17 protein-coding genes and 1 tRNA gene are annotated in these 16,583 nt (G+C 60.6%); 14 read left to right on the top strand and 4 right to left on the bottom strand.

The genetic code is table 11. The features are described 5' to 3' along the window. Position 1: 1 nt before the first annotated feature. The 3 genes from INT29_RS02405 to murA are packed head-to-tail and all read left to right on the top strand — an operon-like array spanning position 2 to position 2,065. Positions 2-262, top strand: a complete 261-nt coding sequence (locus INT29_RS02405) for a F0F1 ATP synthase subunit epsilon (RefSeq protein WP_101572403.1) — start codon at positions 2-4, stop codon at positions 260-262. A gap of 22 nt (positions 263-284) precedes the next feature. After that, entirely contained in the window at positions 285-752 is a 468-nt protein-coding gene (locus tag INT29_RS02400; protein WP_009884056.1) for a DUF2550 domain-containing protein, read from the top strand. Next, complete coding sequence (gene murA / locus INT29_RS02395) at positions 752-2,065, top strand: UDP-N-acetylglucosamine 1-carboxyvinyltransferase (protein WP_193070641.1); 1,314 nt, start codon at positions 752-754, stop codon at positions 2,063-2,065. Before INT29_RS02400 ends, murA begins: the two co-directional genes overlap by 1 nt. Before the next feature lie 20 nt (positions 2,066-2,085). On the opposite strand, the gene nucS is transcribed toward murA, so the two are convergent. Together nucS and INT29_RS02385 are read right to left on the bottom strand one after the other, a co-directional pair. Further along, positions 2,086-2,781 (bottom strand): endonuclease NucS, encoded by a 696-nt coding sequence (gene nucS / locus INT29_RS02390; RefSeq protein WP_101572399.1) that lies wholly within the window; start codon positions 2,779-2,781, stop codon positions 2,086-2,088. A 472-nt stretch (positions 2,782-3,253) separates the two neighbouring features. Beyond that, positions 3,254-4,822, bottom strand: a complete 1,569-nt coding sequence (locus INT29_RS02385) for a cell division protein (RefSeq protein ID WP_193070640.1) — start codon at positions 4,820-4,822, stop codon at positions 3,254-3,256. Positions 4,823-5,050: 228 nt separating this feature from the next. Here INT29_RS02385 and INT29_RS02380 point away from each other — a divergent pair, with 228 nt between their 5' ends. From INT29_RS02380 to ettA, 9 genes are all read left to right on the top strand, one after another. Next, positions 5,051-6,241, top strand: a complete 1,191-nt coding sequence (locus INT29_RS02380) for an acetyl-CoA C-acetyltransferase (RefSeq protein WP_193070639.1) — start codon at positions 5,051-5,053, stop codon at positions 6,239-6,241. A 39-nt stretch (positions 6,242-6,280) separates the two neighbouring features. Beyond that, entirely contained in the window at positions 6,281-6,595 is a 315-nt protein-coding gene (locus INT29_RS02375) for an MTH1187 family thiamine-binding protein (RefSeq protein ID WP_101572394.1), read from the top strand. A gap of 129 nt (positions 6,596-6,724) precedes the next feature. Next, positions 6,725-6,931, top strand: a complete 207-nt coding sequence (locus INT29_RS02370; protein ID WP_101572392.1) for a hypothetical protein — start codon at positions 6,725-6,727, stop codon at positions 6,929-6,931. A gap of 143 nt (positions 6,932-7,074) precedes the next feature. Further along, positions 7,075-7,148 (top strand) — tRNA-Arg (locus tag INT29_RS02365). A 118-nt stretch (positions 7,149-7,266) separates the two neighbouring features. Further along, a complete protein-coding gene (locus INT29_RS02360) occupies positions 7,267-8,964 on the top strand; it encodes a dynamin family protein (protein WP_226831139.1) in 1,698 nt (565 codons plus the stop codon). Next, positions 8,961-10,541: a GTPase gene (locus INT29_RS02355; RefSeq protein ID WP_193070638.1), complete on the top strand. Its 1,581-nt coding sequence runs from the start codon at positions 8,961-8,963 to the stop codon at positions 10,539-10,541. The genes INT29_RS02360 and INT29_RS02355 overlap by 4 nt, the downstream gene beginning before the upstream one ends. Positions 10,542-10,751: 210 nt before the next feature. After that, positions 10,752-11,405 (top strand): single-stranded DNA-binding protein, encoded by a 654-nt coding sequence (locus INT29_RS02350; RefSeq protein WP_193070637.1) that lies wholly within the window; start codon positions 10,752-10,754, stop codon positions 11,403-11,405. A 140-nt stretch (positions 11,406-11,545) separates the two neighbouring features. Continuing rightward, positions 11,546-12,229 (top strand): DUF6993 domain-containing protein, encoded by a 684-nt coding sequence (locus tag INT29_RS02345; protein WP_193070636.1) that lies wholly within the window; start codon positions 11,546-11,548, stop codon positions 12,227-12,229. 66 nt (positions 12,230-12,295) lie between these two features. Further along, positions 12,296-13,978, top strand: a complete 1,683-nt coding sequence (gene ettA, locus INT29_RS02340) for an energy-dependent translational throttle protein EttA (protein WP_101572384.1) — start codon at positions 12,296-12,298, stop codon at positions 13,976-13,978. 102 nt (positions 13,979-14,080) lie between these two features. On the opposite strand, the gene INT29_RS02335 is transcribed toward ettA, so the two are convergent. After that, complete coding sequence (locus tag INT29_RS02335) at positions 14,081-14,338, bottom strand: hypothetical protein (RefSeq protein WP_319020821.1); 258 nt, start codon at positions 14,336-14,338, stop codon at positions 14,081-14,083. Then, on the bottom strand, positions 14,335-15,243 hold the full coding sequence (locus tag INT29_RS02330; protein ID WP_193070635.1) for an acyl-CoA thioesterase: 909 nt from the start codon (positions 15,241-15,243) through the stop codon (positions 14,335-14,337). Before INT29_RS02330 ends, INT29_RS02335 begins: the two co-directional genes overlap by 4 nt. A 94-nt stretch (positions 15,244-15,337) precedes the next feature. On the opposite strand from INT29_RS02330, the gene INT29_RS02325 reads away from it, so the two are divergent. After that, on the top strand, positions 15,338-15,880 hold the full coding sequence (locus INT29_RS02325) for an acyl-CoA thioesterase (protein ID WP_193070634.1): 543 nt from the start codon (positions 15,338-15,340) through the stop codon (positions 15,878-15,880). Further along, a complete protein-coding gene (locus INT29_RS02320; protein ID WP_101572378.1) occupies positions 15,877-16,551 on the top strand; it encodes a hypothetical protein in 675 nt (224 codons plus the stop codon). Before INT29_RS02325 ends, INT29_RS02320 begins: the two co-directional genes overlap by 4 nt. The last annotated feature ends 32 nt before the right edge of the window (positions 16,552-16,583 follow it).

Here is a 16,583-nt window from a genome sequence, read left to right as displayed (position 1 = left end):
CATGGCTGTCCTCGATGTGAACGTCGTAGCAGCCGACCAAGAGGTATGGGTTGGTGAGGCCAAGCGCGTCATCGCCCGTACCTCGGACGGCGATATCGGTATCCTTCCAGGCCACGAGCCTGTATTGGGTGTCGTAGCCGATGGTGAGGCGCGTATTCTCACGACAGATGAGGAGACCATTCGGGTTAAGGCCGATGGTGGTTTCCTGTCTGTTGAGAATAATCGCGTCATCATTGCCGCTGATCAGGCCGAACTTCTCTGATCCGTCAATTAAACTGGCAACTGTGAACCCTTCCGTCCTGCTGATCGTTCTGCTCTCGTTAGTAGGACTCGCCCTCGCGCTGATCGTTGTTGTGACGATTCGACGTCGGTCGATTTCGAAGCTGTCCGGTGCTTTTGATTGTTCCATCAACGTGGGCGAGGAATCCTCTTCTCGCCCACGTTGGCGTCTGGGTGTAGCAGTGTTCTCAGTGGCCTCACTGGACTGGTACCCCGTATTCGCACTGACTCGTCGTGCCGCAGTCCGTCTCCCGCGCGCCGATCTTGATATCCTCGTCCGCCGCAAACCCACGTCCGGTGAACAGTACTCCGTGTTGCCCGATGCCGTTGTGGTGGACTGCTCCTATGGGAAGGCCGACGGTCGACCCCGTTCCGTATCTTTGGCCATGGACACCGAATCGCTGTCCACGATGGCCTCCTGGCTGGAATCATCGCCCCCCGGCTTCAACCCGACGATGGGAAGGTTCACCTGATGGATGTCTTTCGCTTGACCGGTCCGAGTCGACTGCTAGGCGAAGTCGATATCAGGGGAGCTAAGAACAGCGTTCTCAAACTGATGGCGGCCAGTCTCCTTGCCGTCGGCAAGACGACGATCACCAATGTGCCGGCGATCCTCGATGTGCGCATCATGGTCCAGCTGCTCATCCGGCTGGGCTGCGACGTTGACTACGACGCCGATCGGGGAGTCGTCAGCATCGACGTTCCCGCCGAGGTCGGAATCCAGGCCGACTACGAACTTGTACGGGCCATGCGTGCATCCATCTCCGTGCTTGGACCCCTGACCGCACGGATGCGTTCGGCACATGTGGCGCTGCCCGGTGGCGATGCGATCGGTTCCCGCGGTCTGGACATGCATCAGGCCGGCCTCGAAGCCCTCGGTGCAACGGTGCACCTGGACCACGGTTACTTCGTCGCGGAAGCCCCGAATGGTCTTCGTGGGACTGACATCGTGCTCGAATTCCCCTCCGTCGGGGCCACAGAGAACCTGGTGATGGCAGCGACGCTGGCTCACGGCGTGACGACGATCTCGAACGCGGCCAAAGAGCCAGAGATCGTCGACATCTGCTCAATGCTCGTAGACATGGGCGCCCAGATCAATGGGATCGGAACCGCCGACATCACCATCACCGGTGTCGACGAACTCCGGCCAGTCGACCACCGAACGGTGGGGGATCGGATCGTCGCCGGGACCTATGCCTTCGGTGCTGCCCTGTCCGGCGGAGATGTGACCGTCAAAGGCGTTGGACTCGATCTGATGCCCAACATCGCCATCAAGCTTTGCGATTCGGGTGCCACGGTCGACGACCTCGGCGAGATCGAATTGGGAGATGGCACCCGTGGCAAAGGATTCCGCGTCGTCGGTGCCGAACGGCCACACGCGATTCGCGTCGCGACGATGCCGTTCCCCGGGTTCCCCACAGATCTCCAACCATTCGTCATCGCACTGAACTCCGTGGCCGACGGGGTCGGTCTGCTCTCGGAGAACCTGTTCGAAGCTCGTTGGAGGTTCGTCCAGGAAATTGCCCGATTGGGTGCGAAGGTGCGAATTGACGGAAACCATGCTCTGATCACCGGTGCTGAGAGTCTGTCCGGCGCCGAGGTGGAAGCCTCAGACATCCGCGCCGGTGCCGGTCTGGTGATGGCGGGTCTGCGGGCCGTGGGAATCACTGAGGTCTCCGGCATCGACCACATCGAACGAGGTTACGAGAACTTCGTGTCGAATCTACGCACTCTTGGCGCCAACATCGAACGCGTCGAAAAAGCCGACATCCTCAGCTTCGAATAGAGTTCGGCTTCGAGCAGAACTCAGAACAGTCGCGAGTCTGGGTCGTCCATGCCGCGCAGCGCATCGTAGTCGAGAACGACACAGCGGATGCCACGGTCCTCGGCCAAGGTCCTGGCCTGGGGCTTGATCTCCTGAGCGGCGAACACTCCCTGTACAGGGGTGAGCAGCGGGTCGCGATTCATCAGCTCCAGATACCTGGTCAGCTGCTCCACGCCGTCAATGTCACCGCGGCGTTTGATCTCCACTGCCACCGACTTGTGACCGTGATCCCGGGCCAGAATGTCGACGGGACCGATGGCCGTCATGTACTCACGCCGGACCAAGCTGTAGCCGTCCCCGAGAGTCTCGATGTGCTCTGCCAGCAGCTCTTGCAGATGGGCTTCGACTCCGTCTTTGACCAGTCCGGGGTCAATGCCGAACTCATGCTGGTCATCGGCGATCACCTCGGCGATGGAGATGACGAGCTTGTCACCGGTCTTAGCCTGCGAGACTGTCCATAGCTCGACCAGACCCGCATCTGCCTGCTCTTGGCTCGGATCAGTGATTTTGATCGAGCACGGGGGAGTCATCCAATTCAGAGGCTTATACGATCCGCCATCCGAATGGATGAGGATCGAGCCGTCGGCCTTGATCATGATGAGACGGGTGGCCATGGGCAGATGGGCGGTCAGACGACCAGCATAATCTACGGAACACTTAGCAATGACGAGACGCACGCGCTTTACCCTACGTGAGAGAATGGGCAGATGCCACGATCTACCTCCTCGCGTCGCAAAAACAAATGGCAGCAGACCCCACGAGAGCTCTCCGATTCCGTCAATGGGCTGCGCACAAGCCGAGATCTGCCTGATGGCACATGGTCGGTGCAGAACGTCGCCGGCAATTCGCAGGACAAGATCTATGTCTGTCCTGGGTGCGGACAGGACGTGGCATCTTCGACTCCGCATATCGTCGCCTGGCGACAGACCGCAAGATATGGCACCGAGGTGGGCGTGGACTCGCGTCGACACTGGCACTCGAGATGCTTTCAGAAATTCCGATGACGGAGTACTGGGCTCACTTGTAGGCGGAGTGATCTCAAGGCCTGCGGGCGGGATTTCTAAGGCCGAAATTGGGATCTGAAAAGGGGCCAGTTCATTGTGAACTGGCCCCTTTTTCAATAGAACGGGTGCTCTGAGAGCTTAGACCTCAGCGCAGCGAGTTCTTCGACCGCGACGCCTTGGTGTTCTTGTTCTTCGCTCCTGAGACCTGAGCGTCGATTGCAATCGTGTCAGCGTCGGTGGCTCCGTTAGGCAGCTCGGAGTCCTCTGCGTCCTCGTCCTCTTCAGCTGAGTCGGCTGCATCAGTCTCAGACTCGGCTGCCTGAGATTCAGATGCTGCTGCGGCGTCCTTGCCTGGGGCTTCCTCGGTGCTCGTGGAAATCGCCGAGGCAGCTGCGTCGGTGGAACCGTCCGTGCCCTGTGCACCGGCATCTGCGTCGTCGGCAGCGATGTCATCCGCCTCGTCTGCTTCCTCGGGATCCTCGGCCAGAAGGTCGGCGAGCTCCTCCTCATCGGCGATCTGTTCAGTGGCGTGGGATGCGGATTCTGCCTTGGCCGGATCGACGGAATCGCCGCCCATGACACCGGGCATCGCGAACAGCGAGCGGAGCTGATCGAGCTGGGCTGTGATCGTCTTGCGCTGTTTGGTCAGCAGATCGACCTGAGACTGTGCCGATGCCACGTTGCGCTTGGCTTCGGCTGCGGACTCCTCGATTGTGGCCTCGGCCGTTGCTCGGGCTTCGCTGATGAGAGTCTGCGCACGAGTCTTGCCGTCGGCAATGATGTCGTCGGCCTTCTTCACCGCATCCGAGCGGGTCGTCTCCGCCCGCTCTGCAGCTTCTTTAGCCTCGGCATCTGCCTTGGCAGCACGCGCCTGGGCTTCGTCGATGAGCTTCTTGTTCTCAATCTGGGCGGAGTCGTAGCGCTTCTTGCGATCGGTCTCGGCGGCCTGGCGTTTGCCAGCTAGCTCGACATCGAGTTCGTCGGCAGCCTTCGTCGATGCCTCATCACGAGCCTTGGCTGCGGCGAGAAGTTCATCGGCCTGGGCCTGCGCGGTGCTGATCGACTCATCGGCCTGAAGCTTGGCTTCGGCGCGCAGGTCAGCAGCCTGCTTCTCCGAGGTGGCCTTGAGTTCAGCGAGCTCGTGCTCGAGGCTCTCGCGGGCTTCCTTCGTGGCCGCCTCATTGGCTTCCTTGGCCTGGTTGTACTCACGTTCCGCGGTCGCTTTGATTTCAGCAGCACGCTTCTCGGCGGCCTTCACCGTCTCGTCGGCGCGCAGCTCGGCCGAACTGATGATCGCGTCGGCTTCCGAGCGGGCATTGGACAGCGTGTCGTTGCTCTCTGTGTGCATCCGGGCACGGGCAGACGCAGCTTCGGCGCGTGCCTTGTTGCGGATGGTCTCTGCATCGGAGTTCGCCTGAGACAGCGTCTCGCGTGCCTGCGACTCCGCGATCTTGAGCAGATGGTCGATGCGGCTTCCGGGAGGACCGGCAGCCTCGGCGCTGTCATTGGCCGCCTTCTTCAGCTGAGCCTTCGCTTCGGAGAGCTCCCCGGCGATCTGAAGTTTCGCGCGATCAGCGTTGATGACCTGACTGCGGGCATCGGAGAGGGCCTTACGAACGGACTCGACCTCGGTTCGCAGCTGCTGCAGGCGAGAATCTACTTCACTTTTTTCGTAGCCGCGCATCGCTGTGCGGAATTCTTCGGTGGGCGTCACTGAAGCGGACTCCTGTCGTGTCAAGGGATGTGGTCAAATCGTCCACCCCCTACTCTAACGGACTCACTATGAGTGTTGGGTGCGAATTCCCAAGTGTGGACGTGTCCTGGCACGATGTGACACAGCCCCCGTGACTGAGGCCACAGACAGCTGGACTACCCTTGGAACAGGCAGCATTCCATTGACTTCCCTGCTCGTTGGCGGGGTGCAAATATCTGAGGAGAGAATATGACTGAAGCAGTGATCGTCGCGGGTGCCCGCACGCCTTTCGGACGTCTGCAGGGAGGCCTGTCATCGTTGACTGCTGTGCAGCTGGGCGGCAAGGCCATCGCAGGTGCATTGGATCGTGCGGGCATCAAGGGTGAGGACGTCGAGTACGTCATCATGGGCCAGGTCCTGCAGGCCGGGCTCGGTCAGGGACCCGCGCGTCAGGCCGCAGTCGAAGCCGGCATCCCCATGAACGTACCAGGTGTCACCGTGAACAAGCTGTGCCTGTCGGGCATCAATGCGATCACACAAGCGGCCCAGCTGGTACGGGCTGGCGAATATGATGTCGTCGTCGCCGGTGGACAGGAGTCGATGAGTCTGGCTCCCCACCTGCTGGAGAAGTCGCGTACGGGGTACAAATACGGTGACGTCGTCGTCAAGGACCATATGGACTACGACGGACTGTGGGACGCCTTCACTGATCAGGCCATGGGCGGCCTGACCGAAGAGGCCAACGCGGGTGACTTCGAATTCTCCCGTGAAGAGCAGGATGCCTTCGCGGCCCGTTCGCATCAGCGTGCGGCCCAGGCCTGGGAATCGGGCAAATTCGGCGACGAAGTTGAAGCAGTCACCATCTCCGGTCGCAAGGGCGACGTGACTGTATCCACCGATGAGGGCGTGCGTGCCGAAACCACACCTGAGTCGATGGCCAAGCTGCGCCCTGCCTTCCGCAAGGACGGCACGATCACAGCAGGAAGCGCCTCCCAGATCTCAGACGGTGCGTGTGCAGTCGTCGTCATGTCTCGGGAGAAGGCCGAAGAGCTCGGTGCCCCGATTCTCGCTGAGATCCGATCCCATGGTTGGACGGCAGGTCCCGACTCCACGCTCCAGCATCAGCCCTCGCAGGCGATCCAGGCTGCTGCGAAGAAGGAAGGCATCGCTGCCGATTCCTTCGACCTCTACGAGATCAACGAGGCCTTCGCCGCAGTCGGGCTGGCAAGTTCGAAGGACCTTGGAGTCGACCCGGACAAGGTCAACGTCAATGGCGGCGCGGTCGCACTCGGCCACCCCATCGGGGCCTCCGGTGCCCGTATCGTGCTGACCCTTGCACTCGAGCTCCAGCGCCGAGGTGGTGGCACCGGTGTCGCCGCTCTCTGCGGTGGCGGCGGCCAGGGTGACTCACTCATCGTGACCGTACCTGCACAGAACTGACATAGATCTGATCCGAGATAGATCCGAGAGGAGAGCATCATGCTCGTTGCATTCTCCGTCGCTCCCAGCGGGGGTGACAACGCGGACGCGTCGGTCCACGACGCGGTCGCCGCAGCCGTGGAAGTCGTTCGGCGTTCCGGCCTGCCGCACCGCACCGATTCGATGTTCACCACGATCGAAGGTGAGTGGGATGAGGTATTCGCTGTGGTCAAAGAGGCCACCGACGTCGTCGGCGAGTTCGGGTCGCGAGTGGCCCTGGTCCTGAAGGCCGATATTCGTCCGGGCTACACCGGAGAGATCGACGGCAAACTCGAACGCTTAGAGGAAGCCATCGACGCACGCGGTGACGCGTGACCAGCCTGCGGTCCCACATCTGATCGATACCGAAGGGTAAGTGCGGTGCAGAGGAAACTTTCGGGAAATTCCTAGTGACGTACGTCTCATTCGGGTCTACTCTTTCTGTAAGGAAGAAGGAGATGAATAATGAATGGTTCCACGTATTTCACTACAGCCACAGCACTGACGATGGTCGCCCTGCTTGGTTTCATGGCTGCCGGGTTCTTTCCGATCATCGTCGACTTCGCCTTCGCCATCGAAGCTGTGGCCGTCATCCTCGCCCTGATCGGGCTGGTGATGGTCTCGTTCGTGACGGTGCGGAAGTCACTGGAGCGTGTCGCTCGTCAGTACTGACCCACATGTCAAACGCCTCGTGAATCGAGGTGAGAGTGACCGCCCGAACACAGTGGTCCTCGTTGTCGTCCCGGAGTTCGATCTCCGGGACGACAACGAGGACCACTTTCTGTTCTGCCGCGGGCATCGGTTAGGATATTTGAGCCTCCGTAGCTCAGTTGGATAGAGCAACCGCCTTCTAAGCGGTAGGTCGCGGGTTCGAGCCCCGCCGGGGGTACTTCTCATCTATTGACGGCTCCGATGACTCTCCGGTTTTTCCCTGCACTCAGCAATTACCTCCTCTTACGGCGTGGCAATTGGTGCACAGCTGGGAAAACGTAGAGAGTGGATGCGTGATGACAGACAGTAAGAGTGCCGTGACGCCACCAGTGGGAGGGGCGCTGAGCGATATCGCGAAGCGAGTCTCAGAAACCCGCTTCACCCTGCAGACCGATGATTGCTCTGATGGTCGCAACCTGCACCGACAGCTCTCCTCAGAGCTGACGGATTACCTGCTGCCCCGGATCAATCGGACACAGACGCCCTTCATGATCGCAGTCGGCGGGTCAACCGGTGCAGGCAAATCCACCTTGGTGAATTCTCTGGTGGGGAGAACGGTGAGTCCTGCCGGTATACGTCGACCCACGACAGGCAACCCGATCGTGGTTCACAACCCGGCCGACGCCAAGTTCTTCGAATCACAGGTATTTCTGTCCGATCTGCCACGCAGCACGGACCCCACGACTTCGACTCCCTCTGTTGTGCTGATCCAAGATGAGGGCATCGAACCGGGCACTGCTGTGCTCGACTGCCCAGATATCGACTCCATCGCCGAATCGAACCGTGATCTGGCCCGTCGGATTCTGATGAGTGCCGACCTATGGATGTTTGTGACCACAGCAAACCGCTATGCCGATGCAGCACCCTGGGTACTGCTCAAGGATGCCGCCGTGCGCAACACCTCGGTAGCCATCGTGCTCGACCGGGTACCGCCGGAAGCCAACCGTGAGGTCAGGCACCACCTCTCCAGCCTGCTTTCGGAAGCGGGACTGGAGAACTCCCCGATCTTCGCAGTGGCCGAACTCGAACTGGAAGAGGGTCTGCTTCCTCACTCCGCGATCTATCCGATCCGGTCCTGGACCAGCCAGGTGAGTTCGGAGGGCCTTTCACAGGAGCGGATTCGTCAGCGGACCCTCACCGGTTCGATCGGTGCACTACCTGCTCAGGTGAAGTCTTTGGCCGATTACGCCGAGTCGCAGGAGTCCACGTTTGACCGCCTGCAGCTCAGCCTTGATCAGACTTTCCAGGCTGCAGACACAGGCCTTGCCGAGGTGTTCTCCGACGGCCGGGTTCTGCACGGTGAGGTGAATGCCAGGTGGCAGGACTTCGTTGGTACGGGGCAGCTCTTCCGCGGTCTGGAGCCCACAATGGCGCGCATGCGCGACAGAATCTCTGCCGCAGTCACCGGCAAACACGATGCTGCCTCGCCTCTGCACATTGCGATCCTGCGCAGCGCCGCGATCTCACTGCGGGAGCAGGCAATCGGCGTCGTTGACGAGGTCGGTGCTCAGTGGCTGCGTGACCCGGCCGGTTCTGCGCTGCTGGATGCCCATCCTGAACTCCGCCAGAGCGCAAGGGACCTCGAAGACTCGGTCAAGTCCGCCGTCAGCGGATGGTCCAGCGAAGTGAATGCGCTGGTGCGTGACATCGGGCAGGGCAAGAAGTCCAAGGCTCGAATTCTTTCGTTCGGAGTCGGCGGAGTCTGTGCCGTTGTCGAATACGCGGCATTCTGGGATCCGAAATACTCTTCTGAGAACAATCACGTTTCGCGCAATGACGCGAATGTCGCCCTCAGCCTCGCCGGCACGATCTTCGGTGAGCAGGAGGCCGTGAATCTCATCGGCTCGATCAGGGATCGCTTCCTGACCACAGCGGCGGGAATCGTCGGCGGTTGCCGTGCGCCCTTTGACAACGTACTACGACTATCCGCGGTACCGGCGCGGCAAGCGGGCGCACTTCGCGCCTCCGGTGATCGACTTGAGGTGGCATTGTGAACGATCCTGCACAGTCCGAGATCAGACGTCGGGCCGAAGGCATCCGGCAGACCCTGTCTCTGGGACCCGAGAAACTGAGTTCCGAAGTTCGCGCTGATGCACAGAACCTGCTCAACCGCGCCGAGGATCGCCTCGGCTTGGGGGAGGAGTTCACCGTCGTGGCCTTTGCTGGTTCCACGGGGTCTGGAAAATCTTCATTGTTCAACGCCGTCGCCGGACTGGACATCGCTCGGGTCGGCGTTCGTCGCCCGACTACGTCGCGCCCCACCGCATGCGTCTGGGGCGAAGGCGGCAACGACATCCTCAACTGGCTGCATGTGCCCGAACGCAGCCGGACCTGGCGCGAATCGGCGCTCGACGGTGACGATCAGCGCAAGCTCCATGGGCTGATCCTGCTCGATCTGCCTGACCACGATTCGACCGCAGTCAAGCACCGTGTCGAATCCGATCGACTGGTGGGGCTCGTCGACGTTGTGTTCTGGGTCGTTGATCCACAGAAGTACGCTGACTTTTCACTTCACTCCGAATACCTGGCGAAACTGGCAGAGAACAGCTCGAACATGGTCGTCGTTCTCAACCAGGTCGACAAACTCAGTGACGAAGAGCAGAAAGCTGCCGCCGACCACCTGCAGCAGCTTCTCGTTGAGGACGGGCTCACCGACACGAAGGTGCACATGACCTCCGCCCTCACCCGTGAAGGGATTCCCCAGGTCAGGTCGATCTTGGCCGACACGGTCGACTCCAAGCAGGCAGCCTCTGAGAGGCTGTTGGCCGATATGCAGGCCATGGCTAAACGGATGCAGAACGAACTCGGCGAGCCCGTGGTTCCACCTGATGAGCGTCCGGGAGCCTCAAAGCTGGTGGAGACCATGTCTGACGCCGCAGGTGTAGAAGCCGTCGCACAGACAGTCCACGATGACTACATTCGCCGTGCCTATCGCAAGACCGGATATCCGGTGCTGGCATGGATGCAGCGGAACGCTCCCGACCCGTTGGGCGCCAAACACGGCCAGGGCCGAGACGAACTGATTCGCGCGTCTGTGCCGGCGACGAGCAAAGCTCAAAGCTCTCAGGTGCGTCTGATGGCTCACGAACTGATCGCAGAATCCGTGTCGTCCATGCCGCGACCATGGCAGAGTGCAGTCGCGGAAGCCGAGAAGGAGAGCACCACCGAGCTCTCCGAAGCCCTCGACTCGGCCGTCACAGCTGTGGATATCAAACCGCAGACTCCCGGCTGGTGGTCCGTGGCCAAGATTCTGCAGATCATCTTCTTCATCGCCACGATCCTGGGCCTGTTGGGTGTCATCGCCACCGCGATCCTTGCCATCGTTATGCCGGGAACACTTCCGGGATGGAGCTGGATCGTGAGCATCGGGCTCCTGGCGGTAGGCATCATCGGATCTGTTGTGACGTCGGTGATCGCTAAATCTGCACGCGCGAAGGGAGCCGATGAGGCAGCCAGAGACGTCGATCGCACACTCCGCGAGGCCGTGGGCAGTGCGGCTCAGAGTTCCTATCTTGAGCCAGTCAACGCCGTGATCGACGAACACCGACGCGCCTACGAAACACTGCGCTGACACTTCTGTGCACATGAGCGGCGACTCATGTGCGAATGCCCTGTGGACGGTCAATCACCGTCCACAGGGCATTTCTCATGCCTGGCAGACGGCGGCGCCAGATGTGCTCAATGATGGTTGACGTGATCGAACGGTTTCAGGCTGATTCGTCCCCGATGGGTGATCCGGCAAGTCCGATCACGTAACGCTCAGCAGAAGTGAGGTAACACGATGTCCATCATTCCGATCACCCTCAGCGGTACTGTTGCCGCCGATCCGCAGAGCCGGACGCTGCCCTCGGGCAGGGCCTGTGCCTCGTTCCGTCTGGCCGTGAATCATTGGCGTCTCGACAAGGGGACGGGAGAATACGCCGCCGATACGACTTCGTGGTTCAGCATCGACTGCTATGGGCCCTTGGCCAGCAATGCGTCGATGAGCATCCATCAGGGAATGTCCGTCGTCGTGCAGGGAACCCTGAAGATTCGCGAATGGTCGACGGAGGAGAAGAAAGGCATTGCTCCGACCGTCATAGCCGAGCACATCGGCCCAGATCTGAGATATGGCACCGCCAATTATCAGAAGGCCAGCGGTGTGAGCAGACAACAGGATGGCCAGCAACAGGATGGTCAGCAGCAGACGTCGGCAGGCAGCGAAGCGGGATGGGGCTCGTTTGCGGATGGCCCTGAAAATGGTGGGTCCGATGTCTCGGACGGGTCGAGATTCGGTCTGAGATCTGCGAACAACGACGACGCAGAAGACACCGGACAATACACCGCAGACACTGCGGTCGCCGACGCCGATGAGTCCGAACCAGGTGGGGGAGACTCCGGAAGCCTCGATGACGCAATCGCGCGAGACACGGTGAGCGCAGCGGCGCCTTTCTGAGCCGGGTCCTTGGGCCGGTGCTGTGTCATTGCACAGATCACAGTTGAGACTGGGACTCGCACACGTCAGATCTGAACTCTATTGGGCCGACGATCGGCTAAAGTGAGACTGTTCATCGTTCCCACCTGCTGAGGTTGTTGATGCGTCTCGTTCCGCTCCTGAGTCTCGGAGTTCTGACCATTTCTCTGTCGGGCTGCTCACTGCTGGGAATAGGCGGTGAAGATGCTCAGCCAACGCCGGACCGCACCCCGGCCAAGCCAGTCGCGGAGGTCGACAAAGTCGTAGCAGCTCTCAAGCCGCTGACCGGCGACGAGGACAAGGTTCCTTCAACGAAGAAGTTCTTCAAAACCATGATCGATGCCGGCTATGAGCCGAAGCAGCTCGAAGCCACCATCGATGACTCGCCGTTGGGCAATGATGTTCCCTCGAAGATGTTCGGTGTGAAGACCGCCAAAGGGTGCGTCATCGGCGAGATTCGGAAGGGTAAGGCAAACGCGGATCTGATGCCGCCGACCGAGTCGACGGGGTCATGTCTGTTCGGCGAAGTCGAACGTCCGAAGGGTGTCAAAGCACCTGAAGGAGACAAACGTGAGAAGGACGGCGACTCCAACGGGGCCGGGCACATGCCTGGCGAGGACATCAACGGCAAGGACGGTCCGTCTGAAAGCCCATCGCCTGACGGGGGATCGGAAGACACCTCCTCGCAGGGGACATCATCAGATGGCTCTACGTCAGAGGGATCCTCAACCGAAGGTTCCTCGTCAGCAGGCGGCTCCTCCGAGGGCTCATCATCCGGTGAAGCACCGTCCCTGGGCGGCGGCTGAACGCAGCGCCACAGGGAGTGGTCAAATTGGCACTTGAGCGTGCCGAACCGATAACCTGAGGTTATTATGGCCGAATTCATTTACACCCTTCACAAGGCGCGTAAAGCGCACGGCGACAAAGTCATTCTCGATGACGTGTCGATGTCCTTCTATCCCGGAGCGAAGATCGGCATGGTCGGTCCGAACGGTGCCGGTAAGTCGACGATCCTTAAGATCATGGCCGGGCTCGAACAGCCTTCCAACGGTGAGGCTCGGCTCAGCCCCGGTTATACCGTGGGCATCCTGTTGCAGGAGCCGCCCCTGAACGAGGACAAGACTGTCCTCGGCAACGTCGAAGAGGGCGTCGGTGAGATCAAAGCCAAGCTTGACCGTTTCAACGCCATCTCAGAGGAGATGGCCAACCCTGACGCGGACTTCGATTCCCTGATGGAAGAGATGGGCAAGCTACAGGAAGCCATCGATGCTGCCGATGCCTGGGATCTGGACTCTCAGCTGGAGCAGGCGATGGACGCTCTGCGCTGCCCACCGCCAGAAGCCGAAGTCAGTGTGCTCTCCGGTGGTGAGCGCCGCCGCGTGGCGCTGTGCAAGCTGCTCCTCGAAAAGCCCGATCTGCTCCTGCTCGATGAGCCCACAAACCACCTGGACGCCGAGTCCGTGCTGTGGTTGGAGCAGCACCTGCGGTCCTACCCCGGCGCCGTCATCGCGATCACTCACGATAGGTACTTCCTCGACCACGTTGCCGAATGGATCGCCGAGATCGATCGCGGACACCTCTACCCCTACGAGGGCAACTACTCGACCTACCTGGAGAAGAAGCAGGAACGTCTGCAGGTCGCGGGCAAGAAGGACGCGAAGCTGTCGAAGCGCCTCAAAGACGAACTCGAGTGGGTCCGGTCGAACCCGAAGGCCAAACAGACGAAGTCGAAGGCTCGTCTGGCTCGGTATGAAGAGATGGCCGCAGAAGCCGAGAAGACCAAGAAGCTGGATTTCGAAGAGATTCAGATTCCTGCCGGTCCTCGCCTCGGCGACATTGTCATCGAGGCTTCCAAACTGCAGAAGGGCTTCGACGGTCGTCTCCTCATCGACGGTCTCAGCTTCTCCCTGCCGCGCAACGGCATCGTCGGTGTCATCGGCCCCAACGGTGTCGGCAAGTCGACTCTGTTCAAGACCATCGTCGGGCAGGAAGAGCTCGACGGCGGAGATCTCAAGATCGGCGACAGCGTTAAGACTTCATATGTCGACCAGTCGCGTGGCGGTATCGACTCGAACAAGAATCTGTGGGAGGTCGTCTCCGATGGACTCGACTTCATCCAGGTGGGCAATGTTGAGATGCCTTCACGAGCATATGTCTCCGCCTTCGGTTTCAAGGGTCCCGATCAGCAGAAGAAGGCCGGCGTGCTCTCCGGTGGTGAGCGCAACCGCCTCAACCTGGCGTTGACACTCAAACAGGGCGGAAACCTGCTGCTGCTCGATGAGCCGACTAACGACCTCGACGTCGAAACCTTGGGTTCATTGGAAAACGCCCTCCTCGAGTTCCCCGGCTGTGCCGTGGTCGTCTCGCACGACCGTTGGTTCCTCGACCGGGTGGCGACCCACATCCTTGCGTGGGAGGGCACAGAAGACAATCCTGCGAACTGGTATTGGTTCGAAGGCAACTTCGAGTCCTACGAGGAGAACAAGGTCGACCGCCTCGGTGAAGACGCAGCTCGCCCTCACCGTGTGACCCACCGTCGCCTTACCCGTGACTGATTGAGTTCTGTGCTCTGCGTGCAGTCAGCGCAGCGCACAGAGCCGAATACCAATAGCTGATGCCCCGGTCGTCGACCGGGGCATCAGCTATTGGCGGGGGCATCAGCTTTCAGGCGGCTGATGCTGATCTGGTGAGAACAGATTGCCGATGCGCAGCACAAGCTTCAACAGATATCTCAACACGATGGTGCCGACGATCCCGATCATGATCGATATCAGCGCAATCAGGGCCAGGTTCATGTCTGCGCCTTCACGAATGAAGACCAGGGCAAGGATGGTGATGATGATGAAGAGAGCGACGTTGACCAGTCGAGAGATGATCTTCCCGAGGATCTCGATCATCGCGGTGTCTTGGTTCACTGAGTTGCCTTGATTCGGACCATGCCCTCCTGCGCCACTGTGGCCAGCAACTCGCCGGTCTGGGCGAAGATGCGCCCGTACCCGAGACCGCGGCCGCCCTGGGCTGCAGGCGATTCCTGAACGTAGAGCATCCACTCATCGACTCTGACCCGACGATGCCACCACATGGCATGATCCAGGCTCGCGACCCGTAGCCCCGGGCTCGTCCAGCTCAGCCCCTGACGGCGCAGCACCGGTTCCAACAGGTTGAAATCGCTGGCATAGGCCAGAGCCGCCGCATTGAGTACAGGATCATCGCCGAAGGTCGAACTGGCACGGAACCATACGTGCTGCTGTTCGCGCTGTCGATCATCGGTGGTCAAGCTGTACAGGGATTCCTCCACTGGGCGAATCTCGAAAGGGCGTTTATTCAGCCATTCGGTGACCTGAGGTGTGTTCTGTCCTGCCAGGATCTCGCGCAGTTCCGGGCACTCCAGCGGTCCAGGCAGGCCGGACGGCATGGCCTCAGCGTGTTCAAGGCCCTCCTGTTCGACCTGGAACGAGGCGATCAGGGACAGGATCGGCGCACCCTTCTGATAGGCGTGGACACGACGGGCAGAGAACGAGCGTCCGTCACGGAGTCGTTCGACACCGAACTCAATCGGTTCGCTGACATCCCCGGCGCGCAGGAAGTACCCGTGAAGTGAATGGATGAGGCGTTCATCGGGCAGGGTCGCTGCTGCAGCCACAACGGACTGCGCCACCACCTGACCGCCGAAGACACGTCCGTCGGGTTTGTATTGGTTCTGTCCGACGAAATAGTCGCTCTCTCGGGAATCCGAGGTGAAGCTCAGGCTCTCGAGTTCGAGCACTCTGCGCAAGGTGTCGATGTTCGCCTCTGCAGTCGTGGGTTCTACATCGCTCATATGGGCCTCCAGCCTGCGACAATGAATCTCGTGCGTGTGTTCATGATTCTATCGTGGCCGTCACTGCCGCAGTGAAAGTGGCATGATGGGTCATATGCACAATGGCACCACAAACCCCCTGCTGGACGAATTCACGCGAGTACTGCTGGAGCTGAGATGGGGTGACATGGATGCCTACGGTCACGTCAACAATGTCACCCAGCTGCGCCTGCTCGAAGAGGCGCGTGTCCGAGCACTGGGGTCACCGACACACAGTGTGGACGCACCCACAACGCCTGGGCAGTTCGGAATAACGGACACCATATCGGGAATTAGGATCCCCCCGATCTTCGGCGCAGCCTCGGAGACCACTGAGTTGCTCGTGGCCTCGCATGCGATCGAATATCGTCGGCCGATTCTCTACCGCGCGGGACCCATCGCCATCGACTTGGTCATCAGCGAGGTCAAACCGGCGTCTGTGACCATCGGTTACGTCATCGCCGAACCCGACGGCGCGGTCGCCTATACGCTGGCAGAGACGGTCATCGTCTTCGTAGACCGAACCAGTTCCCGACCACGGCGCATGAGCCAGGAGGAGACAGCAGCAATGGAAGACGTCATTCGGCCTGCCGTACCGATGCGGGGGCGTCGCCGATGACCGAACTTGAGATCGCCGATCCGCTGGCGATGAAGGACCTGGCCGCGTTCACCTCTTTGGCTCACAAATTGGATCCCGATGGAGCCATGCGCCTGCACGTGTCATCGACCGTACTTGTCGTCACCATTGCCCCCTTGTATCCGCATGGGATCGGTGACTCCACACCACTGGTGTTAGCGATGCGCATGCTGCGTCTCAACGGCCCTGAAATGGATGGACTCGACGAGGTCGTTCCCTTGGCCAACCTCAAGGACCGGTTCGCCAGAGCAGAGAATGCCACACGCCTGCCGGTGCCGCCGAACTCGGTGCTGGTGTCCTGGACCGGGATAGCGCCCCCAAAGGGACAATGGACTGCCCACGACAGAATCGCCGGTGATGTCCTGCGCTCCGCCGCCGAGGCGGGGGTTGCAGAGATCAGCGACGGCGCCCCTGAGGGTGCCGGCTCGCATGCGGTGAAGGCACTGCGATCGCGGGTGTGGTCGAAGCCGATGACCGCGACAGGGGGCACCGAGCTGCCCGGTGGGCTCGGGTTCGCGGCGAGTGCACTTCGGTTCGTACCTGAAGCGGAGACTGCCTCGGCTGCGGAGAACGAGGAATACGATGTCTTCGCGAGCTCTGGATGGCTGCGAATTTCGACGCCGGGCGGGCATCTGCTCACCCGGGCACGATGAACCCCTCAGCGGTGCGAGCCCACAGCTGTGCT

The organism is Brevibacterium sp. FME37, assembly GCF_014897485.1.
Classification (GTDB): Bacteria; Actinomycetota; Actinomycetes; order Actinomycetales; family Brevibacteriaceae; genus Brevibacterium.
The sequence above is the reverse complement of the archived record's forward strand: the minus strand, read 5'-3'. Positions and strand labels throughout refer to the sequence as shown.